Raw genomic sequence first — 25,627 nt, 5'->3', positions numbered from 1 at the left:
TTGAATAAAGTTTACAATTCGTATAGCTTGTGTTTTTCCAAAATTCAAAGATTCTACTTTTTTGTAAAAAAGAAAAATTTTTAAGCCTGATTAAATCACAAACAACAGAGCTTACAAGCATCTCATTTTTTTTATGAATTCATTCAAATTCTTACAACTATCATATCGCCTATTTTAAAGAATCGCTAATTCTTTTGGATTGTTAGATATTGCTCATGATTTAAAGTTCTATTTGATCAGAAAGTTATATCTTTGTGGATTGAATTTTAAAAGGGCTGATTTATATTAGAATCAACCATATATCAAAGTGAAATTCATATTTTCTATTTTAAGTATATCATGCTGGTTTGTAGCGGTGTGAATAAACAATTAAACACAATAGGATGATTAAAATTACATTTCCTGATGGAACAGTAAAAGAATTTGAAGCTGGCATCTCTGGTATCGAGATCGCAAAAAGCATTTCAAGTCGATTGGCAAAAGAGGTTTTGTCGATAAGCGTAAACGATCAGTTGTATGATCTTACACGCTCGATTAATAAAGATGCAAGTATTAAGCTTCATACATGGGATGATGAAGAAGGAAAGCATGCTTTCTGGCACTCTTCAGCTCACCTGATGGCCGAAGCCTTGGAAGTATTGTATCCAGGTGTAAAGTTTGGTATTGGCCCGGCAATTGATATGGGCTTTTATTATGATGTTGATTTAGGAAACGGTACGGTTCTTACCGATAAAGATCTTCCTAAAATTGAACAAAAAATGCTTGAACTTGCTCGCAGCAAGAACGAATATAAAAGAACTGATGTAAGCAAAGAGGAAGCTCTTCAATTTTTCGGCGATAGAAATGAGGAGTACAAACTTGAGTTGATCAACGAGTTGGAAGATGGAACGATTAGCTTTTACCAACAAGGTAGTTTTACCGATTTATGCAGAGGACCACACTTGCCAAACACAAGCTATATTAAAGCAATCAAACTAAATTCGGTTGCAGGAGCTTACTGGAGAGGCGATGAAAAACGTCCTCAGCTTACTCGTGTATATGGTATTACTTTCCCAAAGAAAAAATACCTTGACGAGTATGTAATAATGATGGAAGAGGCGAAAAAACGCGACCATAGAAAATTGGGTAAGGAAATGGAGTTGTTCACATTCTCACAGAATGTTGGTCAGGGTATGCCAATTTGGTTGCCTAAAGGTGCGCAATTGCGAGAAAGTCTCGAAAACTTCCTGAAACGAGTTCAGAAGAAATTCGGTTACGAGCAAATCATCACTCCACATATTGGTAATATCAATCTTTACAAAACTTCCGGTCACTACGAAAAGTATGGTGAAGATTCATTCCAGGCCATTCAAACTCCACAAGAGGGAGAAGAGTATTTGTTGAAACCAATGAACTGTCCTCACCATTGCGAAGCATATAAATTTAAACCTCGTTCGTACAAGGATCTGCCTGTTCGTTTTGCTGAGTTTGGTACTGTATATCGTTATGAGCAAAGTGGTGAGCTTCATGGTTTAACTCGTGTTCGTAGTTTTACCCAGGATGACGCTCACTTGTTCTGTACTCCAGACCAATTAAAGGAAGAGTTCAAGAAGGTTATTGATATTATCTTTATCATTTTCAAGGCGCTTAACTTTGAGGAGTATGTTGCTCAGATTTCTTTGCGCGATAAAGAAAATCACTCAAAATACATTGGTACTGAAGAGAATTGGGATAAAGCAGAAAAGGCAATTATCGAAGCTGCTGAAGAAAAAGGTTTGGAAACAGTAGTAGAATATGGCGAAGCTGCTTTCTATGGCCCAAAACTTGACTTCATGATAAAAGATGCGATTGGTCGTAAATGGCAATTGGGTACAATCCAGGTGGATTACAACTTGCCTGAGCGTTTCGAATTGGAATATGTAGGTAGTGATAACCAAAAACATAGACCAATTATGATTCACCGTGCACCTTTTGGGTCGATGGAGCGATTTGTAGCTGTACTGCTTGAACATACCGGTGGAAAATTCCCATTGTGGTTGACACCTGAACAAGCTGTTATCATGCCGATTAGCGAAAAATATAACGATTATGCAAAAAAAGTTTTAAATTCGTTAAATAATTCCGATATTCGCGCCGTATTAGATGATCGCAACGAGAAAATCGGAAGAAAAATCCGTGACAACGAGTTGAAAAAGACCCCATACCTTATTATTGTTGGTGAAAAAGAAGCTACTGAAAACACTGTTTCGGTTCGCAAGCAAGGTGAAGGTGACATGGGATCTATGACTATTACAGAATTTGCAGAGTTTATTAATAAAGAAGTAGAAGCACAATTGTCTTCTATCGAGAATTACTAACTAAATTAGGAGGACCTAGCCATAGCTGGATTTCATCAAAGAAACAGAGGACCCAGAAAGCCTCAGGAGGCTCAACACAAAATTAATAAGTTAATTAGAGCCCGTACTGTTCGCGTTGTAGGAGAAAACGTAGAACCAGGAGTTTATTCAATTTCTGAAGCATTGAAATTTGCTGAAGACCAAGAATTGGATTTAGTTGAAATTTCACCAAAAGCCGATCCACCCGTTTGTAAGATCATCGATTACAAAAAGTTTCTTTATCAACAGAAAAAGAAACAAAAGGAAATGAAGGCTAAAGCGGTTAAAGTTGTTGTAAAAGAGATTCGTTTCGGACCAAATACCGACGAACATGACTACAACTTTAAATTAAAGCATGCTGAAAAATTTCTTAACGAAGGAGCAAAAGTTAAGGCATACGTATTCTTTAAAGGACGTTCGATCCTATTTAAAGACAAAGGCGAAATTTTATTGTTAAGATTCGCTCAAGACCTTGAAGAATTAGGAAAAGTAGAACAATTACCAAGATTGGAAGGTAAGCGTATGACAATGTTCATTACTCCAAAGAAAAAGTAAAATAATTTATATATACATTAATTTTAAATTTGTACAATGCCTAAGATGAAAACAAATTGCAGTGCAAAGAAAAGATTTACTTTGACTGCATCTGGAAAAATCAAAAGAAAGCACGCTTTTAAAAGTCACATTTTGACTAAAAAGAGCACGAAAAGGAAGAGAAATCTTACCTACTTTGGTACTGTAAATAAAGCAGACCAGAAAAACGTTAAGTTAATGCTTAACATGTTGTAAGAATCAGTTATTGATTTTTTGTTATTAACCGAGTGGTTAGCCCCAAAGAGTCCTTAAGTGGAACGCTAACATTCAAAAATTAGGAATTATGCCAAGATCAGTAAATTCTGTAGCTTCAAGAGCTAGAAGAAAAAGAATTTTAAAAGAAACCAGAGGGAACTTTGGAGCAAGAGCTAATGTTTGGACAGTAGCCAAAAATACTTTCGAAAAAGGTTTGCAATATGCATACCGTGATAGAAAGAAAAAGAAATCAAACTTCAGAGCATTGTGGATTCAGCGTATCAACGCAGCGGCAAGACTTGAAGGTCTTTCGTATTCACAGCTAATTGGTTTGATGCACAAAGCTAATATCGAAATCAACCGTAAGGTTTTAGCAGATTTAGCCGTAAATCATCCAGAAGCATTTAAAGCTGTTATTGGAAAAGCACAAACAGCTAAATAGTACTATAAATTATTTACTTTGAAAAGGGATTGTGAATCACAATCCCTTTTTTACATTCTTCAACATCCAATAAGAAGTGCTTATTGCTCACATTAAGCACATTATCGAAAAAGCCTAATAATAGCTGCTTGGCCTGTTACTATTATGCTTTGGATTTACTATTTTTGAAATCGTTAAAATTGGGAAGCTATTAACCAAAAATATCCCTTTAAATCAACCACAGATGAGAATTGCATTAATAGGCTACGGAAAAATGGGTAAAGAAATCGAGCAAATCGCTCTTGATCGTGGCCACGAAGTCGGATTAATTATCGATCAGCACAATCCGAAGGATCTTTGTGCCGATCAATTGCAAAATATAGATGTTGCCATTGAATTTACAAATCCTGATTCGGCATATGACAACTATCTAAAATGCTTTGAAGCAAATGTTCCTGTAGTATCTGGAACTACAGGATGGCTTGATAAATTGCCTGAAATTGAAAAACAATGCAAGGAAGGAAAAGGCTTCTTTTATGCTTCGAATTTTAGTTTGGGTGTGAATCTGTTTTTTGAGTTGAATAAAAAACTTGCCAAACTAATGGCTCCTTTTCAGGCGTACAACGTAGATATGGAAGAGATTCACCATATCCATAAATTGGATTCGCCGAGCGGAACTGCTTTAACCTTAGCCCATGGAATTCTTGAGAATCATCCAAAAAAAGACAAATGGATTGAAGCCACCAGCACCAAAGAAAACGAACTTAGCATATTGGCCAAACGCCATGGTGCAGTTCCCGGAACACATTCTATCACATGGCATTCGGAGGTGGATGAAATTATGATACAACATAAGGCATACAGCCGCAAAGGCTTTGCTTTAGGAGCAGTCTTAGCGGCGGAATTCATGCCGAATAAAGAAGGTTTTTATGGAATGCAAGACCTTCTTCAACTATAATGAAAATTGAATAATCATTTAAATTTTATTGAATGACAAACATACTAAGAAACAAATGGTTTAAGTTTTCAATTGCTCTAATCATTACATTATTAATGATTATATGGATTGGCAGTTATTGGCTTTTATTAGGATTACCCATCCTTTTTGATGTTTATATCAGCAAAAAGGTTCATTGGTCCTTTTGGAAGAAAAAGGGAGTTAAAAAACAAAGTACAGCTATTGAATGGATTGATGCCATTATTTTTGCAGTGGTTGCGGCTACTATTATTCGTATGTTTTTTATCGAAGCTTACACTATCCCTACCAGCTCTATGGAAAAATCATTGCTTGTAGGCGATTATTTATTTGTGAGTAAGGTGGCTTACGGACCAAAGGTGCCCAATACACCTCTATCCTTCCCTTTTGCACATCATACCATGCCTGGTACAAGCAAAACCAAATCGTATTTGGAATGGATCAACTGGCCTTACAAGCGTCTTGCAGGATTTAATGAGATAAAACGTAACGATGTTGTGGTATTCAACTTTCCGGCAGGTGACACCATAGTTGTTGGAAGAGAAAATCCGGATTATTACTCCCAGTTAAGATCGGCAGCGGCCAACATAAAGGGAAATGACATGAAAAAAGGCAGAAATATTCAGCCAGACAAAGAATATGAACGTGTAGCCAGAAAATATTTCGCCCAAAACATGGAAATAGATACTCGTCCGGTTGATAAGCGTGAGAATTATATCAAACGATGTGTTGCTGTGCCAGGAGACACCATTTCCAGTATCGATGGTCAATTGTATATTAATGGAAAACCACAGGAAAAAGTAGGAGAAGTTCAGTTCAATTACGAGGTTCGTACCAACGGTACATTGATTAATCCTCGAAAATTACAGGAAATGAATATTTCAAAAGCTGAGATGATTCATAGCGGGTCGGTTTATCACATGCCACTATCAAAAGAAAAAGCCGATAAAATTGGCAAACTAGGAAATGTATCCTCAATGGTTAAAATGATTCATGGGATTGGTACACCAGAAGATGTTTTCCCATTTAGCGAGCACTACAACTGGAACAGAGATAACTTTGGCCCGCTTGTTATCCCACAAAAAGGTAAAACCGTTGAATTGAATTTAAAAACTCTTCCATTGTACGAAAGAGCCATTCATGCTTATGAAGGAAATGAACTCTCGGTGAAAGATTCAAGCATTTATATCAATGGAAAAATAGCTGATTCTTATACATTCAAAATGGATTACTATTGGATGATGGGTGATAATCGTCACAAATCAGCAGATTCGCGCTATTGGGGATATGTGCCCGAAGATCACGTTGTAGGTAAAGCTTCTTTTATTTGGTTATCGCTCGATAAAGAACAAGACGGATTTGAAAAGATTAGATGGAACCGTATTTTTAAATGGATTCATTAGAAATATAAATCAATATATTATAGAGGCACCTGTTGTGGGTGCCTTTTGCTTTTCTCTATTTTTTTATAGTTTCGCAATCCAAACAGAAGAAAAATGGAAAACACTACAGCTCTGCTTTCTACAGCATATTTTGCACCAATTAAATATTATTGCAAGTTTGTTCAGTATCCTAAGCTTATGATTGAACAGTGGGAAAATTACTCAAAGCAATCGTATCGAAACAGATGCAATATTTATGGAGCAAATGGGGCATTAGCTATTTCTGTGCCTGTCGTAAAGGCTACAAGTAAAAAAGTTTTAACCAAAGATGTCAAAATATCATACGACACCAATTGGCAAAAGCTACATTGGAAAGGAATAGAATCTGCCTACAAATCATCTCCCTTCTATGAGTATTACGTTGATGATTTGGCACGGTTTTTCTCCCAAAAATGGGATTACCTTTTAGATTTTAATCTTGAAATTCAATCTGAAATTTGTGAAATACTTGAAATAGAAAACAAGAATGCTCTAACCGATGATTTTATTCCATTAAAAACTCCCAACATGATCGACTACAGGAATATCATCCATCCCAAAAAATCGAAAGAATTGAAAGATGAAATGTTTCATCCGCAAGTCTACACTCAGGTGTTTGGAGATAAACATGGTTTCATCCCTAACTTAAGTATTTTGGATTTGATTTTTAATATGGGTTCGGATAGCTCTTACTATCTTGAATCTTGCTTAAAGTAACGTGAGTTCGACGTAAAATTCTATCCACAGAAAGTTATATTTGCGATAGATTTGCATTAAAAATTTGGAAAGAATAGCGGGCTATTTTGAGGAATTTTTAATGTGAAGATGTCGTAAAGAGAACTTTCCATTATGTGTTTGCCTGCTTTCGGCATAAATTTCCTCAAATCTTCTTGAAATATCCCGATATTCATTCGAAAATTTCTACTCAAAATCAGATCAAACTGTGAACGAATTTTACGTCGAACTCACGTTAAAGTAGATTCAGATAACCTTTTAACTCTTTCATGATTTGATCGTGATCGAAAGCCAATCCTGGCAAATCATTCACATCAAGCCATTGTGCTTTTAAAGCGTCATCATCCCCTTTAACTTGCGGTAAAGTTTCCGCCTCCATTTGTGCCAGGTACACTACCGAAACGGTTCTGCCACGTGGATCTCGATTTACCGCACCATATGTTTTGAATTGAGAAATGGAAACAGCTTCGAAACCCGTTTCTTCCTTTAGCTCACGATAAGCCGCTGTATCCAAATCTTCATCCATATCCACAAATCCACCCGGGAAAGCCCATTTATTCTGAAACGGCTCGTTAGCACGCTCAATTAGCAACACATAAGTATCTGAATGGCAAAGGCAAAAAACAGCACAATCAACAGTTAAAGCAGGACGTGGATATTGGTAGGTATACATGATTTTTTTGTTTGGATGAGCGAATGAATGAGTAATTAAAAACCAATCTTCATCAATAATTAAACTTCAATTTACTGATCACTGTTTTATAATTCGTTTAATCACTCTTAATTTGTGGGTATAACGCTTGGTATCAACATTAAAAATTCCTTGATGATCAACGTTATCAATTCTTACTTTACCCGATGCATGAATAATTTTATGACGATCCCAAATAATGCCTACATGTGTAATTTTACCTTCTTCGTTGTCGAAAAAAGCCAAATCTCCGGGCAAAGCTTCCTCTACAAAAGTTAAAGGTTCACCTATCAGAACCTGCTCACTGGCATCACGCGGCAAACCAATTCCATTCAACTTGTAAACAATTTGAGTGAGACCAGAACAATCAATCCCATAGGGTGTTCGTCCTCCCCATAAATAAGGAGCATTAAAATATTTAAGCGCAGCTTCAATGATAGAATCCCTAACATTTTCGTCTGATCCGTTTGTTACCTTTCCTTGGTAGAAATATTTCTTCTCTCCTATTTTAAATGATTTCTCTTCTCGATTACAAAAAGGTAATGAACTTCCCGGAACAATCAATTTATTTGAATAATCCTTTTCCTGAAACACCAAATTGAAAGTATCATTAGCAACAGCAGAATGCTGCTTATCAAGCAATCTGAAGAACTCTAACTCTACATTACTAATCATTTTAGAATCAATCCAGCCTTCGTAACTATCATAGGATAAACGCACTTTGCACCAGTTTTCCTCTTCTTCGATAACTTCAAAATGCTCGCCAAACAGAATTTGGGTGAGCATTTCGCTCTTTTCTGCAGGTTCTCTTCTAACTGGAATAATACTTAAATCGGAAATTCCGTACTTCATTTGGTGGTTGCTTAATAATTGTAACAGGTCAAATATAAAAAATATAATTATGTTTTTACATTTGCATTGATATATTTGCTCTGCATGTTGCAGGTAAAAGAAAGGAATAAATATTTTTTACCAAAGAATATTCAATTAATTTTATACAAAGAATTTCAACACTTCCATACATTACATTAAGCCTTAAAAGAATGAAGAAATACTTTAGGTTAATTCGACAAAACTTAAACAATATTTATCGATTTACCATTACTACAATAACCATTGTACTAATCATCCTTTTGTTCCCAAATACAGGTAACTTTAAGTATGAATATCAAAAAGGTAAGCCTTGGATGCATGAAACCCTTATTGCCCCATTTGATTTTTCGATTTTAAAAACTGATAAAGAATTGAATCAGGATCGCGATAGTATTTTGAATCGATTCAGCCCCTATTTTAAAGTCGACACCTCTGTTTATCCTAAGGTAATGGATCGGTTTGAAAAGAATTTTGAGAAAAAATGGACACTATTCGAAAAATCGAAGGCATTTAAAAAACTAAATTACTCCCAAAAAAGAATCACTGCTGAGAAAGTTCTTTGCTTTAATTATTTAAAAACGAACTTAAAAAGCTACTACGAAATTGGAATTGCTGATTTTCAAAACGAAAAAATTCAATACAATTATACTTTGCCTGAAACAATCAACAAGTCGTTGAACAATGTTAATGAGCAAATCGCAACAAATAAAATCTTTTCTGCCAGAACTGCTTACCAAGATATTAATCAAAATATAAAAGGCGACTATACAAATCTGGTTTTTCAAAGTTTTATTCAAAGTCTAAATCTCGATTCATTTCTTGCGCAAAATCTCTTTTACGACAAAAACATGTCCGATCAGATTAAAAACAGCATGCTTTCGAACATCTCACTCACCAAAGGGAAAGTAGATTTTGGAACTCGCATTGTTTTGAGAGGCGATATTATTAATGACGATACATTTCTCATCTTAGAATCACTAAAAAAAGAATATGAAAAATTTTTAGGAGCATCGCAAAATCATTACCTAATTGTTGGAGGACAAACCTTATTAATCATTTCCTGCATCGTGCTTTTGTTTCTATACTTACGAAATTTTAGAAGACAAATCCTGCACGATAATAAAAAACTCCTCTTCATATTTTTGTTGGTGCTGTTATTTGTTGCACTTACGACTCTTGTACTTAAGCTGCAAGGTCAGAATGTAGATGCAAACATCTACATCATACCATTTGCACTTATTACCATTGTGGTGCGCACATTAATGGACAGCAGAACGGCATTGTTTGTGTTTATTGTAACTGTTTTAATTACTGGATTTCTGGCTCCAAACGGATTTGAGTTTGTATTTCTTCAATTGGCAGCTGGTATTATGGCCATTTATAGTTTACCACGATTAGAAAGAAGAGGCCAGCTGGTATTAACCGCTATCATTACATTCTTTACCTACAGTGCTGTTTATTTCGCTTTCGCGATAACTCAGGAAGGTAGCATTACAGAGATTAAATGGTTTAATTTTGTATGGTTTGCTTTTAATGGCTTACTACTTACCTTTTCATACTCCTTAATTTACATCTTCGAAAAACTGTTTGGTTTTCTTTCGGATGTTACTTTAATCGAACTTTCTAATCAAAACCATCCATTGCTTAAACAATTAATACAACATTCGCCAGGAACGTTTCAACACAGTTTGCAGGTTGCCAATTTGGCCGAAGCTGCAATTAATAAAATTGGTGGGAATCCTCTGTTGGCAAGAACCGGAGCTCTTTATCATGATATTGGAAAAATGAAACATCCGATTTACTTTATCGAAAACCAGATGTCAAATAAAAATCCTCATGATGATCTTGATTATGACAGAAGTGCACAAATCATTACTGATCATGTAAAATACGGGGTGAAAATTGCAAAAAAACACAAGCTGCCACAGCAAATTATTGATTTTATTGAAACACACCATGGAGCTGGAAAAGTAATGTATTTTTATACATCCTTTAAAAATAAGTATCCCGACAAAGAAGTAGACGAAGAAAAATTTCAATATCCCGGATCCGATCCGTTTACCAAAGAGACTGCTGTTTTAATGATGGCTGACGGTATTGAGGCTGCATCGAGAAGTTTAAAAGAGAAAACTCCTGAAACCATTCGCAAGCTAATAGATAAAATGATCGACAAGCAGGTACAAGAAAATCGATTTGCCCATGCCGACATCACATTTAAAAACATCAACGAAATCAAGGAAATTTTTACAAGTAACTTGATTAATGCATACCATGCAAGAATTGAGTATCCGAAAGAAATGAACAACAAAGAAGAATACCAAAGTCAGCAATAGAATAAGTGTTGACTTGTTTCCCAACTAAATTATTAAATTTACCAACTGGAGGGTGATTTTATCTAACTGGGCATAAAAAGTTGGGTGATCGTTGATGGGTCTTTTCGTTTTCAAGTAAATTATTAATCATATATTTAACTTTTCTTGTAATACAATTATTTCCTGTAATGATTCGATTGATTTATTTTTCCATTCTCTTACTTGCTTTGCAGTATGGTTTTGCTCAAAATATTACTATTGTTGATTCAAAAACCAAAAAACCAATTGAAAACGTATATCTTTTTGATTCGCATCACTCCACCCTCACCAACAAAGACGGCAAAGCCGACATTTCATACTTTTCGGGAAAAGGATTTATCTATTTTCAGCATCCATCCTATCTGAATTTAAAATTGAGCCATGCTAAACTAAAACTATTACACTACAAAATTGAACTTGTTTCGGATATTTTCTCCATTCAGGAAGTTGTTGTTTCAGCAAACAAATGGGAACAAAACATCAAGGAAGTCCCCCTTAAAGTGCATAGAATCCACAAGCAGGAAATACTGAACTCTTCTTCACAAACATCAGCCGATCTTTTAAAATCCAGCAATCAGGTTTACATTCAAAAAAGTCAGTTAGGTGGCGGAAGTCCAATGATTAGAGGATTTGCTGCAAACAGGGTTCTTTTGGTTTTAGATGGTGTTCGTTTAAATAACGCCATTTACCGAAGTGGAAATTTGCAAAATGTTATTAATATAGATCCTAACAGCTTGGAATCTGCTGAAATCATCTTAGGCCCTGGCTCTATTATTTACGGAAGCGATGCCATTGGTGGTGTAGTGGATTTTCATACAATTAAACCGCTATATTCTACCTCTGGCAAGTCGAATACCAGTTTTAGATATAAAAATCGTTATTCCTCAGCCAACAACGAAATCATGAATCATGCCTCTTATAATTATGGCAAAGAAAAAATAAGCTTAGCAGGAAGTGTTAGCTATAGCCGTTTTGATGATCAAAGAATGGGTAGTGATGGCTCTGATGATTATTTAAGAAATCAATATGCAATTAGAGAGAATGGTGTTGACAAAATGGTAGCCAACTCTGACCCTAAAATGCAAAGACAATCAGGCTATAAGCAATTCAATTTGGTTCAGAAGTTCAGATACAAAGCTACTGAAAATACCGATCTACTTTATGGATTTCATTACACAACAAGTACTGATATTCCTCGCTACGATAGATTAACACAATACAAAGGAGACAATTTAAAGTATGCAGAATGGTATTACGGACCACAAAGTCTGCAAATACACAACCTTCAGCTTGTACTTAAAAAATCAAATTCATTTTACGATTCCTTTAAAATTAACAGTGCCTATCAGCACTACAAAGAAAGCAGACATGACAGAAAGTTTGACTCTAATACCAAAAGAAATCGCACCGAAAGATTAAATATTTATTCTATTAATTCTGATGCTGAAAAAGTTTTAAATGGCTCAAGTCATTTGTTTTGGGGAGCGGAAATTACCCACAATAGGTTAAGATCAAAAGGTTTTAGCGATAATATCGAAACAGGTGAAGTTGCAGAAATAGCCAGTCGATATCCCGATAAATCAATACACACCAGTGCGGCCATTTATACAAATTTAAAACATAAATTAAGTGCACAGTGGGTTTTAAATGTTGGGCTTAGGTATTCTCACATTTGCATTAGTTCAAAACTTGACAATAATTTTTACAATTTTCCCTTTTCAGATCTTAATTTATCAACTGGAGCTGTAAACGGAGGAATTGGGCTTACCTATAATTCAGAATCCGATTGGAATTTAAAACTTAATGCCAGCTCAGGTTTCAGAGCACCTAACATCGATGACATTGGTAAAGTATTTGATTCAGAACCAGGCAAAGTTGTTGTACCAAATGACGATCTAAAACCAGAGTACATTTATAACTTTGATTTTAACATCAGCAAGAACTTTAATCAATTTCTTTTTATTGATTTTAATACTTTTTACTCCTTTCTTGATGATGCCATGCTTCGTGATGATTATACATTTCATGGTCAAAACACAATAGTTTACGATGCTGTGGAAAGCCAAGTGCAGGCAATTGTTAATACTGATAATGCAAAAGTATGGGGTGCCAATATTCAAATAATTGCCAAATTAAACCAGCAACTCACAGCAAGGCTAAACTGGAATTATAGCGATGGTGAGTACAAGGATGGTAGCTCTATTCGTCATATTCCCCCTACATTTGGCTCGTTTAAATTAGATTATAAAACAAGGCAATATACTTCTATGCTAAAGCTAGAATACAATGGAAAAATGTCCTACGATAAGCTTGCCGAAGTCGAAAAAGATAAGCCCTATTTATATGCAAAAGATAAAAATGGCATGCCCTACTCTCCGGACTGGTTTGTGGTAAATTGGAGCAGCTCCTACCAAATATCTAAATCCTTCGATTTACATTTCTCTATCGATAATATATTTGATAAGCGTTACAGGCCTTATTCCTCTGGAATTTCAGGCGTTGGGAGGAGTTTTGTGGTGGGAATTATGTGCCAAATTTAATTGATATAAAAAAGAGCCTGTCCAAAAAGATAGTTTAAATCATTCATGTTAAACAAGGTAAAAAATCTAATTCTCAATTGCAGAGATTCTTCGTTTTCCTCGGAATGACATTTATATTTGTCTTTTAGGACAGACTCTTCATTGCATTATATCATTTGTTTTACTCTCTAGTAATTCTTGTTTTGATCAATATTAGAGTTTGCATCTATTTCTTCAATTGGAATTGGAAACGCTAATCTATAGTCGCCATAAGGAATAGTTTCCAGAAAATTCTGTTGCATAGATTTCTTTTCAATATCCTGCTTCGCACGAACCAGATCATCGAAACGCATGCCTTCAAAAATAAATTCTTTTCTTCTTTCATCTAAGATAATCATCTTCGTAATCTCAGTATGAGCAGTTGCACCACGGTTTGAGGTGATCAGGTTGAGTTGATCCAGTGCATCAGAATCACCTGTTTCAAATAAAGCTTCAGCATAGTTTAAGATTACCTCTTCGTATCTGATCACAACTACATTGTCATTACCTAAGTTATCAGGATATTTACCAATATTTCTTAACATTGTACCTTCATAACCAAGAATATCAGCACGAACGTCACCATCATCATAAATATCAATAACCTCATCAATAACCTGAATATCACCATAGCTACCTCCACCTGTAGTTCTGTAAATGTATGCCAAACCATTAATTCCACGACTATCTGTAGCACTAAATGCCAATTCGAAAATTGAGTTAGCCGCTTGTTTTGTGGTAAATGAAGCTACATATCCACTTTCAGTCATAATTGAATAATCACCCGAAGCAATTACAGCCTCACAAGCACTAATAGCAGCACTCCAGTCTTCAAAATAAACAGCAACTCTTGATTCTATAGCTTTAGCTGCATACTTGGAAACAAACTCTTTTGAGATATCGTAATCTTTATTCATCATTGCAAATCCTGTTTCAAGGTCTTGCATAATAAAAGTCTTACATTCATCCACTGTATTTCTGGCTAAAAATAGATCGTCGCCCTTAAATTCCTTTACATAAGGAACTCCTAAATTGCCACCTGCATGTTGTTGCCCAAACTGCTTAACCAAATCAAAGTGTGTCAATGCTCTTAACACGTATGCTTGGCCTTGTATATGCTTAATGTAATCAGAATCCCCTGTTAAATCGTCAGGATTTAAATTGATAATAATATTTGCACTACCAATTACCTCGTAAGCTTCATCCCAAAAACTCAGTGTAGTAGCAGAATAGTTAAATGCTGCCTCAACAACAAAACGACCTGAGTTACCATTTGCAAAACAGTTGTCGCTTCGAACTTCGTTATTAATGATATAGTTTCTACCATAATAACCACTTTGAGTTAATCTACTATATGCCCCTTTTAAAACACCATATAAGTTTTCTGCGGAAGCAATTCCTCCTTCAACTGCTTTGTTTTGCTCCGTAGATGGATCCAAATCATCTGTTGTACATGCATTGATCGCTAGCACGAACACAAACAACATTGTAATCTTTAATAATATATTTAATTTCTTCATGCCTTCTTAAAATTTCACGTTAACACCAAAAATAAATGATTTAACAGGCGGAGTTTCCATACCAGTAAAACCATCATCATCTACCTCAGGATCATACTTCAAATAATCCTCCTTAACCCAGGTTAATAAGTTTGTACCGCGCACAAATAATCTTAAGCCACCTAATCCCATAGAATCAGTAATATTTTTGTTGAAATCATATCCAACAGAAAGGTCTCTAAGACGAATATAATCTCCATCATAAAGGAACTTTGAACTTCTTCGCCATTGTCTGGTAGTGTATTCAAACTTACCAAATCGGGTTTGATCGCCTGGCTTTTGCCATCTATCAAGCAGTGCATCAATACCTTGGTAAAACTGAACACTGAACCTGTCTGTACCATTTGTGTAACGATTCCAATGTTCAAATACCTTGTGACCTCCTGCATAGAAAGCACTTGCATCCAAGAAGAATCCTTTATAATCGACATGAAGATTTAATCCAGCCGTCAATTTCGGTATTGCACTTCCACCTTGCCAGACTTTATTTGCATCGTTAAATACATTAGTTTTAGCACTACCTTCACCATCAACATACCATAATTCATCACCTGTTTCAGCATCAACACCTGCCCAGGTTGGCATATACCATCCGTAAACAGGATGCCCTGGTTCCACTCTTCTTGTGCTCTCTGTGATTAATCGATATTCTCCATTTGGGTCTTTTGCTAACTCCAACACCTCATTATCGTTGGTTGCAACATTACCACCAACAAAAACATTAAAGTCATTAGAACGAACAACATCTACCTTGAACTCGAACTCCCAACCTTTGTTTTCCATTCTACCAATGTTTGCTTGTCTGGACTCAAATGATGTTGATGGAGGAAGTGGTTCTTCCAGTAGCATTCTTCGAGTTTCTCTGTTATAGTATCCAACCGAACCAGAGAGTCTGTTGTTAAAAAAGCCAAAATCAATACCAATATCTAAAGAGTATGAGGTTTCCCAAGAAAGTTGATCGTTACCAAATGTTCCGGGATATGAAGCACCTTCACCTGCATAGTTAGCGTCATATGAAAGTAAGGCCTGATATTTATTAATACCGATATCGTTGTTACCAGACTTACCATATGATGCTCTTAACTTCAACATATCAATAAACTCGTAGTTTGCCATAAAGCTTTCACGATTAACATTCCAAGCACCACCAATTGCCCAGAAGTCACCCCATCTGTGATCCGGATGGAATAAAGAACTACCTTCGCGACGGTAAGTAATATCAGCTACATATTTACCTTGATACGCATAGTGAATTAATCCTAAGTAAGAAGCTTGCTTTGTATCGGTATATTCCGAGTCTGTAAATGTTGGATTACCAGCTGAACTCAAGTTTGTTAAACCAACATCAGCAAAGTTATTCGCTCCAGCCTCCATGAAATATCTTCTTCTTTCTTCGTACTCCTGAATCGCTTTGAAGTCGAATTCGTGACCACCGTCTAGAGACAATTTGTAGTTTAAGATATTCTGGAAAACGTAAGTTGCCCTATTTCTGCTGGCAGCACTACCTCGACCACGTCTATCACCATCACCATCACCCCTAAGCGGGTTATCATATGTCTTATTATTAAATACTTGAAAGTCGATAGACATTTTCGTTGTAAAAGACAGATTCTTAATTGGAGTATTCCAGGTCAAGCTATTGTTTGTAATAATTCTTGTGTATTTCTGCTCATCAATATCTTCCCGCGCAATAAAAAGAGGATTAGGAAGAGAAGTATTTTCGTAGTCGAGTCTACCATCTTCGGTATAGGGTTGGTCGATTGAAGGCATGAAGAATTTAGAAGAACGGGGTGAAGAGAAATATGCACTACCCTCCAATAGACCATCCAAAAACATGTGAGTTGCAGTATTCTTGGTAGATAACTTCAAACTTGGAGTTAAATCAACATCCAAATTAACAGTTCCTGAAAACTTCTCAAGCTCAGAACCAATAACAGTTGCCTCTTGTTTCAGGTAACCTCCCGATACATAATAATTAACACCCTCTTTACCACCATTTACAGACAAATTATACTCTTGCATTTTTGCGTTATCATTTGTAATCAGGTCAGCCCAATCTGTTTCTGGTCTGCCTACCGCATTCCAGTCTAAATAATCCGAACGGAACGCTCTGGTATTAGCTTCATAATATGCTCTTGCTCCTGCTTGGTCATTGAAATTATTATCTTCTCCAAAAGTATTAATCAATGCCTCATAGAACAACTCCTCTCTTTCGGCACCTGTCAACACAGAAGGACCATCAACCGCATCGTTAGAGATACCATAAGTAGCAGAGAAATTAATTTTTGCTTTACCGGATTTACCAGATTTAGTAGTAATAACAATCACACCATTTGCACCACGAGCACCATAAGATGCAGTTGCAGTAGCATCTTTCAATACAGTAATTGTTTCAATATCGTTCGAGTTCAATGCTGCAATTGCAGATAAGGAAGAAGTTGATGTTAAATTGGAAACACTACCGCCAATAATAGGAACTCCATCAATTACATACAATGGATCATTACCTGCAGTAATGGAGCTACGCCCTCTAATTCGAATTTTTTGTTGCGATCCTGGAGTTCCTGAAGCTGCGGTAATGTTCACACCAGCAATGCGACCTTGAAGTGCCTGCTCAATGTTAGTAACTGGCATATCCGCAAGGGTTTCCCCGCTTACCTGAACGGTAGAACCGGTAACCTCACTCTTCCTGTGAGCAGTATAACCAGTTACAATAACTTCTTCGACTCCAATTGCCTCAGATTCTAACACAACATTAATTACAGATTGATTTCCTACTGTAATTTCTTGTGTTACCATTCCAACAAAGCTAAACATCAAAACATCTGATGCTTCAGCTTTTAAAGAATATTTCCCATCAATATCGGTACTGGCACCAATCGTAGTGCCTTTAATAACAACAGATACACCAGGCATACCCAGCCCATCATCAGCACTTGTTACAGTACCGGAAATCTGCTTGCTTTGTGCAATTACCATTTGTGAACCTATAAGAAATAGGAACACAAACAGTCCAATCATTTTTTTCATAAAAAAACTTTTTAGTTAGTAATTAAGTAAAGATGCAAAATGGTTAATGGTAATTCTAAAGCCTAAATATAGCATTTTTCATGTTTTATACACAAATCTACAAACCACTAGTACTCAATAAAACTATGACTTTTGTCATGTTTTTTAACTTTTTGTTTGTTTTCACGGCATATTATTAGCTTACATATTTTCAACACAATATTTTAGCTTTCATTTAAATATCAACACATTATAGTTATTCCTCATCTACAAAAATCACATTAGAAGTTTTCGGGCAAAAAAAAACCATAAAAAGGTGCTTATTTTTTCTATTTCTTATTAATCTTTTATTGAAAAGCCAACATTCATTATCATATTACCCAATATTTTTGGATTAAATGAGTTTATTTTCGACAAGACAATGTCACTTTAATTCATGTACTTGTTTATTTATTACATTTGAGAAAAATTTAAACAACAATGGAAAATATATTAAACCAACTAGAACCAAAGGAAGTCTGGGCACATTTTGAAGACATTTGTCAAGTTCCTCGCCCATCGAAAAAAGAAGATAAAATAATTGATTTTCTTATTGAATTTGGAAATAAGCACAACCTTGAAACCAAGAGAGATGAAATCGGAAATGTTTTAATTAAAAAACCAGCTACTCCAGGAAAAGAAAACCTAAAAACAGTTGTTCTTCAATCCCACATGGATATGGTTTGTGAGAAAAACAATGAAACCGAACACAATTTTGATACCGACGCTATTGTGCCTTGGATAGACAATGGGTGGGTAAAAGCAAAAGGGACAACACTTGGTGCTGATGACGGTATTGGAATGGCTGCTGAAATGGCACTTTTAACTGCTACCAATATTGAGCATGGTTCAATTGAGTGTCTTTTTACTGTTGATGAAGAAACTGGTTTATCAGGTGCTTTTGCTTTACAACCCGACTTCTTCGATGGAAAAATTCTTCTTAATCTGGATTCAGAAGACGAAGGAGAAATATTTATCGGATGCGCTGGAGGCATAGATACGTTGGCTCATCTAGATTACAAAAAGGAAGAGGTTCCAACTGGACATTTTGCATTAAAAGTAGATGTAAAAGGACTTCTTGGTGGACATTCGGGTGACGAAATTAACAAAGGAAGAGGCAATTCTAATAAAATACTGAACAGGTTTCTTTGGCAAATCAACAAGAAATACAATCTTCGAATTCATGAATTTAATGGTGGCAACTTAAGAAATGCAATCCCTCGCGAAGCATATGCAACAATTACTATTCCATCAGAGTTTAAAGAAAATATTCGTGCGGATTTAAATATTTATGCTGCAGAAATGGAACTTGTTTGGGAGATTTATGAACCAAAACTAAAAATCACTTTGGAATCAGTTGAAAAACCAAACTTTGTAATAGATAAAGCTACAAGCAATAACTTACTTGATGCTTTATATGCTTGTCCGCATGGTGTTTTTACAATGAGTTCAAGAATGCCTGGCATGGTTGAAACTTCTACAAATCTGGCTTCCGTAAAATTCGTTGGCGAGAATAAGATTCATATCACTACATCGCAAAGAAGTGATATTGACAGTGAAAAATACAATATTGCTCAAATGGTAGGTAGTGCTTTAAGTTTGGCTGGAGCTGTAATTGAACACTCCGATGGTTATCCAGGCTGGGCTCCTAATCCAAACTCCGAAATTTTAACCATTGCTGTAAATTCGTACAAGCGCTTATTCTGTAAAGAACCTATTGTTAGATCTATTCATGCCGGACTTGAGTGTGGACTGTTCCTTGAAAAATATCCAGACATGGACATGATTTCATTTGGCCCTACCTTAAGAGATGTGCATTCTCCCGATGAAAGAATTAATATTGAAACCGTCGAAAAATTTTGGAAACACCTAATTGATATTCTTCAAAATATCCCATCGAATCAAATGTAATTTCAATTTAACTCGAACTGTGACATTATTTATTAATAATCTAAATCCGATTATGCATGGAATGAGGCTGTCTCAAAAGGATTTTGTATTCGGATAGGTATCTGTAAGATTTTTCTAATACTCAACTCACCAACACATAAATCTACTTTTAAGATCGCCTCATTTTTTGATTTTTATTGCCATTTACAAGTCTGAATCAATGCTTTTCATGGATCATTTAATACCAACATTACCATGAAATGAGTCTCATTCTTTTTCCCTTTTAAGGTTATTCTTAGTGAAAAATATCGCTTAGTTATTAATATCTATTATTATGCCTTAACTAAACTCAAAATTCTCAAAACAACTTAAGACTCATTTCATTATAAAACAGGTATTAGGAAACTTACTGGCTATAATTTTATAAGATTATTAAATCATTAGTCTACATCCCACCACAATTTGGAATAAACAACATCACCATTGCTTAATGCATCGGCAGCGGCTTTGCGGTTATCACCATTCAAAGTTTGTTCTTGAGCAGGGTATCTCATTCTGTAGGGAAGATCTGTTACTTCTTCTACCAAAGGATTAAAAACTTTGTCTAACCATGTATCTCCAGTTGGATCATAAACACTATATTCTGCATATGGAGGAATTACAGTTTTTGGATATCCAGTACGACGATAGTTCATCCATGAAGTATGTCCTTGCATATATAAGGCAATATAGTTTTGAGTCATAACATTTTCCATATTAGCTGCAGGAACAAGAGCAAGATAATCTGCAATATCAGCTTCCTCTATACCCCATTTTTTCATCGAAGCACGAATACCTGTTTCGTACCAGGTTTGATCCCATCCATTTAATTCACTTTGAATAAAACAAACTTCGGCATATTCCATTAAGGTTTCAGCAAAATCAGGCTTATTGATAATACCATCACCCGGTAATGATTCAATTGTAAATGTTGCAGCTTCTGCTGAACTTTCAGAAATAAACATACCAACATAATCTCCATTGGAATTGGGTTGAGCATATTCATGAATTCTTGGATCCATAATGCCTAAGAATGGATTTGGATTTGCCCCACTTGTCACCTCGGTGTGTGTGTGATCTACAAGATTTTCACCCTTTAATAGATTAATAAAACTATGACCCACGGCGAAATCACTACGGTTATCTACATTCCAAGCTCTGTAAATAGGAGCAGCGTTCTTATCACCAGATTCATACACAAACATTGCATTGTCAGCATTTGATTCAAAAACTCCGGATGAAATGGCATCAGCAATATGAGTATTAGCAAGAGAAGCATTTACACCTCTAATTTTATTTGCAATTCTTAAACGAAGTGAGTTGGCAAACTTTTTCCATTTTGCCACATCTCCACCAAAAATATTATCACCGCTAATTCCAGTTTTTGATTCATCAAGTTGATTAGCCGCAGCTTGAAGTTCTTTTAAGATATCTTCATTTATTTTTGCTTGTGAAGCATAAGCGGGACTTATCAAAGCTTCATCATCACCAAAACCAGCAACTCTTAATGCTTGAAAATCCGGATCTTCAGTTCCGTATGAATAGTAAGGAATATCTCCCCAAGTGTCCACCATTAAATTAAATGTCCAAGCAAGCATAATACGACAAATCGCAATCTGATTCTGATTATCTCCAGATACTGCTGCTGCAGACATTGTACTTTCATCTTCATTTAAACGAATGATTTCTCTAAAGTTTTCCGCTACTTCATAAAAAGTATTTTGATATTGTCTCATCGACTCTCTATAGACATAACGATCTTCGTCACCATATTCTGACTGCTGCCAATACTGCATGGTAACATATGTAAAACGACCAGAAAACCAAGTGTTTTGAGTTGCATCAACAACTCTTTTCATATTATTATTAAACAATGCTGCTGTTGGCACAGCGGTTGGTTCGTTTGGATTTTCGAAGTAATCCACATCGCACGCCACCATGAACAGAATCAGATTGAACGCTAGTAATATTTTTATGTTTTTCATTTTCAATAATTTTTAATGTCTAAAAGTTTAATTTCAAGTTAAAACCATAAGATCTGAACATTGGCTGTAAACCTCCTTCTAAACCTTGTACATTACCGGAACCATTAGCAGCCATTTCCGGATCAAAACCTTTTTTATCCAGACCCCATGTAAATAAATTCTTACCATAAACAGAAATTCTTGCACGATTAAAAATTCCATTTAGGAAACTCTTAGGAATATTGTAACCCAAAGTCACCTCTCTCAGCTTAACATAGTCTGCATCAAAAACCGACTGCGCACTTGGATATCCAAATCCATGGTAATGTCTTGCTCCCCATCCTGCAGCTGATACATACTTTTCATTTTCAGCAGTATTGGTTACTGTATAAGTACCATCCGAATTCCAAGTTACATCACCTGTTACACCATGTAGTCTAATACCTCCACCATCAGCAACAGCATCACGAATTTCGTTTCCTTTATCATTAACTCCTGCAGTTTCTTCATACATACCAGAGTACATTCCCCACATGTGTGAAAGTGAGTAGAATTTACCACCTCTGCGAATATCAATTAAGAAATTCAAATCGAAGTTTTTAAAAGAAACACCATTACGAATGCCTAAGGTAAAATCAGGTAATACTGAACCAAGCGGAACAAGATCAGCTGTTGATTCATAGTAACCATTAGATCCAATTACTTTATTTCCAGCATCATCGTATATGAAATTAGTTCCCCATAAGGTTCCGTATGTATCATTTAAACTAGCTCTTAAAAAAACACCACCGAAAGGAGCGCTTTGAATGTCTAACGATTCAAGATCACCAAAAAGCTTTTCTAGTTTATTATTTACTTTAGTATAGTTAAACATTACATTCCACTCAAAATCTTTCGTGCGAACTGGTGTAACCCCTAAAGCAACTTCAATACCCTTATTTGACATTTCACCTGCGTTAACATAACGAGTTTTATATCCTGTTGCTTGTGAAATTTGCAATGGCATAATTTGATCAAATGTTGTATTGTCAAAATATGTTGTACTTAAATCAATTCGGTTGTTTAATAAGTTTAAGTCAAGACCTATTTCTGTTGATCTTGTAGTTTCTGACTTCAAGTTTTTATTTACCAACTCATCAGGAACTTTTAAACGTGGCGTGTTATTAAAAGCCCCATCGGTATTATACTCGTAACTTTTCTGCACTTTATAAGGATCTGTATCATTACCTACTTCAGCCCAACCTAATCTTAATTTACCCAAGTTTAACCAAGTAATATCTTTAAGTAATTCTGAGAATACAAAACTACCTGAAATTGACGGATAAGAATACTTGTTCTCAGCACCAGGAAGAGTAGAAGACCAATCTGTACGATAGGTAGCTTCTAAATATAACATGTTGCGATAACCTACAGCAAATTGAGCAAAAACAGAATTTGTTTGTCTCTCTTCTGTGATATCATTCATTAGTGCAGGATCAACTGAGTTTAATAGGTTATAAACTCCAGATACTACTAAACCACCAGATGTTTCTCCACGCAAGAAATCATATCTTACGTCTCTTCTGTTAGCACCAACTAAACCAGATAAGTCAAAGTCATCGATTTTCTTTGAATAAGATATAATACCTTCGTAGTTAAATTCACTGTATTCACGTGCAGCTTCGTAATAAGATGGTGTTGATTGCGATCCTACTGCCGTACGTTCACGAATTGTAAAATTATAGTAATCCCCATAAACACTACCTTTTGCAACAAGGTTTTCTATAATTTCATATGAAGCCGAAATCGATCCATAGAATCTATTTCTCATATCATCCGAATAGTTTTCGTAAGCTGTCCAATAAGGGTTGTCTGCATATTTGGCATGAGGATCAGTGAAAGATTTTCTGTTCCAAGTAATCATTTCGCCTATTGACGTTTTATAGCTGTTTTTTAATCTCTTATAGTCCAATTGCCTTTGTCCCCACTGGAAAAACTTCTGGCCTACAGAATTATCACCATATCCTAATTCCGGACGACCTTTTGCCTTTGTTCTAACATATGTTATACTACCATTAACAGATAATTTATCAGTAAGATCTGCTTTTGTTGAAACCTTGAAATCATGTTTCTGTTGCGATGAGTTAGGCATTGTACCATCAACATCAGTGTATTTATATGCCAAACGCATACCATAACCTTCACCTGACTTATTGATCCCAATAGATGTAGTAGATGTAACACCTGTTTCCCAGAAATCTTCAACATCATTTTTAGGAGCTACCCAGGGTCTGGTTTCCTTAACTGAGCCATCCTCGTTAAAACCATCCCAGTGCACAACACTTACATTAGGATTATATCTTGGACCCCACGATTCATCAACTTGATATTGCGGATGTAAATAAGTTTGTCCACCACTAGTTACTTGAGCAAAACCGTTAACTCCCCCAGCTTCATCAGAAACAATACTACCCCCACCATACTTACGTTGCATATCAGGAATAGTAGCTACAGTCTCAAAGCTCATACTTTGGCTAAAATCAATTGAAAATCCTTTTTTACCTTTAGTACCACGTTTAGTTGTAATTAACACAACACCATTTGCAGCACGAGAACCGTAAAGAGCTGCAGCAGCACCCTTTAATACGGAAATATCTTCAATCTCATCTGAATTAATGTCATTCAACATGTTACCATAGTCAATACCACCTCCACCGGAAGCAGCACCTTTCTCATTATAGTTAGAGTTATCCATTGGAACTCCATCTACAATAAATAATGGTTGGTTTTCCTGAGTAATTGAGTTGGCACCTCTAATAAGAATTCGACTTGATCCACCCATATTAGTAGAAGAGGCAACTTGAACACCTGCTACTCGTCCCGATAATGCACTAACCGCATCGGATTGTTGTACTTTGTTTAATTCATCTCCGCCAACTTCCTGTGCAGCATAGCCTAATGCTTTCTTTTCACGAGTAATACCTAAGGCAGTTACTACAACCTCATCTACACCAATAGATTCTGTTTGCAATACAACATCAATTACAGTTTTATTACCAACTGCAACTTCTTGAGTAACCATACCTACGAAACTAAACATTAATACATCTTCAGGAGATGCTTTTAGGGAATATTTACCGTCAATATCTGTACTGGCACCAATCGTGGTACCTTTAATAACAACAGATACTCCAGGCATGCCTAGACCATCCTCAGCACTGGTAACCGTACCGGAAATCTGCTTGCTTTGCGCAATTACCATTTGCGAACCTATAAGAAATAGAAACACAAACAGTCCAATCATTTTCTTCATAAACAACTTTTTTAGTTAGTAATTAAGTAATAATGTAAAATGGTTAATGGATATTGTAAAAATTAAATATAGTCTTTTTATGTTTTTTATGCAAATTAACAATTTATGACTTTTAAACAAACCATGACATTTGTCATATCCCTTAACTTTTCGCTCATTTTTTTTAACACCTCATAGCTTATAGATTTTAAACAAGATTTAAGTTTAGATTTAAATATCGACATATTGGAATCATTGTACATTTACAAAAATCACTTTTGAATTAGCTGAGAAACCAAAATTTGTAACAGATAGAGCTACAAGCAATAACCTAATTGTGCTTTACATGCTTGTTTGAATGGTGTTTTTACAATGAATTAAAGAATGCCTGGCATGGTTGAAGCTTCTACAAATCAGCTTCCCCAGAATTTGTTGTCGAGAATTAGATTCATATCACTATATCGCAAAGAAATGACTTCGAAAGTGAACAATACAAAAGTGCTCAAATGGTAGGTAGTGTTTTAAATTTAATTGGGCTTTAATTGAACATACCGAAGGTTATTCGTTCTTAAATCCTAACATTTATTCCAACATGTTAACTATACTTCGAATTCCAATAAGTGTTAATTCTGTAAAAAATCAATCGTTAGATCTATTCATGCCGGACTAAAGTGTTGACTATTTCTT

The 25,627-nt window shown here is 35.6% G+C and carries 16 protein-coding genes; 10 read left to right on the top strand and 6 right to left on the bottom strand.

The window, feature by feature from the left end; translation table 11 throughout:
• Positions 1–383 precede the first annotated feature (383 nt).
• The 7 genes from thrS (at position 384) to ACO05S_RS14395 (ending at position 6,678) form a co-directional block, all read left to right on the top strand.
• Complete coding sequence (gene thrS / locus ACO05S_RS14425) at positions 384–2,336, top strand: threonine--tRNA ligase (RefSeq protein WP_421918712.1); 1,953 nt, start codon at positions 384–386, stop codon at positions 2,334–2,336.
• A 21-nt stretch (positions 2,337–2,357) separates the two neighbouring features.
• Positions 2,358–2,909, top strand: a complete 552-nt coding sequence (gene infC, locus ACO05S_RS14420) for a translation initiation factor IF-3 (RefSeq protein WP_421921294.1) — start codon at positions 2,358–2,360, stop codon at positions 2,907–2,909.
• Between the two features lie 36 nt (positions 2,910–2,945).
• Positions 2,946–3,143, top strand: a complete 198-nt coding sequence (gene rpmI / locus ACO05S_RS14415; RefSeq protein WP_054722596.1) for a 50S ribosomal protein L35 — start codon at positions 2,946–2,948, stop codon at positions 3,141–3,143.
• Positions 3,144–3,231: 88 nt separating this feature from the next.
• Positions 3,232–3,585: a 50S ribosomal protein L20 gene (gene rplT, locus ACO05S_RS14410; RefSeq protein ID WP_421918711.1), complete on the top strand. Its 354-nt coding sequence runs from the start codon at positions 3,232–3,234 to the stop codon at positions 3,583–3,585.
• A 223-nt stretch (positions 3,586–3,808) separates the two neighbouring features.
• Entirely contained in the window at positions 3,809–4,522 is a 714-nt protein-coding gene (dapB, locus tag ACO05S_RS14405; protein ID WP_421918710.1) for a 4-hydroxy-tetrahydrodipicolinate reductase, read from the top strand.
• A gap of 32 nt (positions 4,523–4,554) precedes the next feature.
• Complete coding sequence (lepB, locus tag ACO05S_RS14400; protein ID WP_421918709.1) at positions 4,555–5,943, top strand: signal peptidase I; 1,389 nt, start codon at positions 4,555–4,557, stop codon at positions 5,941–5,943.
• Positions 5,944–6,036: 93 nt separating this feature from the next.
• Positions 6,037–6,678, top strand: a complete 642-nt coding sequence (locus tag ACO05S_RS14395; RefSeq protein WP_421918708.1) for a WbqC family protein — start codon at positions 6,037–6,039, stop codon at positions 6,676–6,678.
• Positions 6,679–6,931: 253 nt separating this feature from the next.
• Here ACO05S_RS14395 and ACO05S_RS14390 read toward each other — a convergent pair whose 3' ends face one another.
• Positions 6,932–7,369, bottom strand: coding sequence for an NUDIX domain-containing protein (locus ACO05S_RS14390; protein ID WP_421918707.1), 438 nt, complete (start codon positions 7,367–7,369; stop codon positions 6,932–6,934).
• Between the two features lie 78 nt (positions 7,370–7,447).
• Positions 7,448–8,239 (bottom strand): NlpC/P60 family protein, encoded by a 792-nt coding sequence (locus tag ACO05S_RS14385; RefSeq protein ID WP_421918706.1) that lies wholly within the window; start codon positions 8,237–8,239, stop codon positions 7,448–7,450.
• A 191-nt stretch (positions 8,240–8,430) separates the two neighbouring features.
• On the opposite strand from ACO05S_RS14385, the gene ACO05S_RS14380 reads away from it, so the two are divergent.
• Complete coding sequence (locus ACO05S_RS14380; RefSeq protein WP_421918705.1) at positions 8,431–10,593, top strand: HD family phosphohydrolase; 2,163 nt, start codon at positions 8,431–8,433, stop codon at positions 10,591–10,593.
• 167 nt (positions 10,594–10,760) lie between these two features.
• Positions 10,761–13,151 carry a TonB-dependent receptor plug domain-containing protein gene (locus ACO05S_RS14375; RefSeq protein ID WP_421918704.1) on the top strand — a complete coding sequence of 797 codons (2,391 nt, stop codon included), beginning with the start codon at positions 10,761–10,763 and terminating at the stop codon, positions 13,149–13,151.
• Positions 13,152–13,318: 167 nt separating this feature from the next.
• Here ACO05S_RS14375 and ACO05S_RS14370 read toward each other — a convergent pair whose 3' ends face one another.
• Both ACO05S_RS14370 and ACO05S_RS14365 read right to left on the bottom strand, forming a co-directional pair.
• A complete protein-coding gene (locus tag ACO05S_RS14370; RefSeq protein ID WP_421918703.1) occupies positions 13,319–14,689 on the bottom strand; it encodes a RagB/SusD family nutrient uptake outer membrane protein in 1,371 nt (456 codons plus the stop codon).
• 6 nt (positions 14,690–14,695) lie between these two features.
• Entirely contained in the window at positions 14,696–17,758 is a 3,063-nt protein-coding gene (locus ACO05S_RS14365) for a SusC/RagA family TonB-linked outer membrane protein (RefSeq protein ID WP_421918702.1), read from the bottom strand.
• A gap of 459 nt (positions 17,759–18,217) precedes the next feature.
• Between ACO05S_RS14365 and ACO05S_RS14360 the strand changes: the two genes are divergently transcribed.
• Positions 18,218–19,687: an aminoacyl-histidine dipeptidase gene (locus ACO05S_RS14360; protein WP_421918701.1), complete on the top strand. Its 1,470-nt coding sequence runs from the start codon at positions 18,218–18,220 to the stop codon at positions 19,685–19,687.
• A gap of 419 nt (positions 19,688–20,106) precedes the next feature.
• Here ACO05S_RS14360 and ACO05S_RS14355 read toward each other — a convergent pair whose 3' ends face one another.
• Together ACO05S_RS14355 and ACO05S_RS14350 are read right to left on the bottom strand one after the other, a co-directional pair.
• The gene (locus tag ACO05S_RS14355; RefSeq protein WP_421918700.1) at positions 20,107–21,690 is read right to left on the bottom strand and encodes a SusD/RagB family nutrient-binding outer membrane lipoprotein; all 1,584 of its coding nucleotides are present in this window, start codon (positions 21,688–21,690) and stop codon (positions 20,107–20,109) included.
• A 19-nt stretch (positions 21,691–21,709) separates the two neighbouring features.
• Positions 21,710–24,961 carry a SusC/RagA family TonB-linked outer membrane protein gene (locus ACO05S_RS14350; protein WP_421918699.1) on the bottom strand — a complete coding sequence of 1,084 codons (3,252 nt, stop codon included), beginning with the start codon at positions 24,959–24,961 and terminating at the stop codon, positions 21,710–21,712.
• Positions 24,962–25,627: the final 666 nt, after the last annotated feature.

It is taken from the genome of Marinifilum sp. (genome assembly GCF_965230805.1).
Classification (GTDB): domain Bacteria; phylum Bacteroidota; class Bacteroidia; order Bacteroidales; family Marinifilaceae; genus Marinifilum.
Note: the sequence above shows the minus strand (reverse complement) of the source record. Positions and strands in the feature narration are given on the sequence as shown.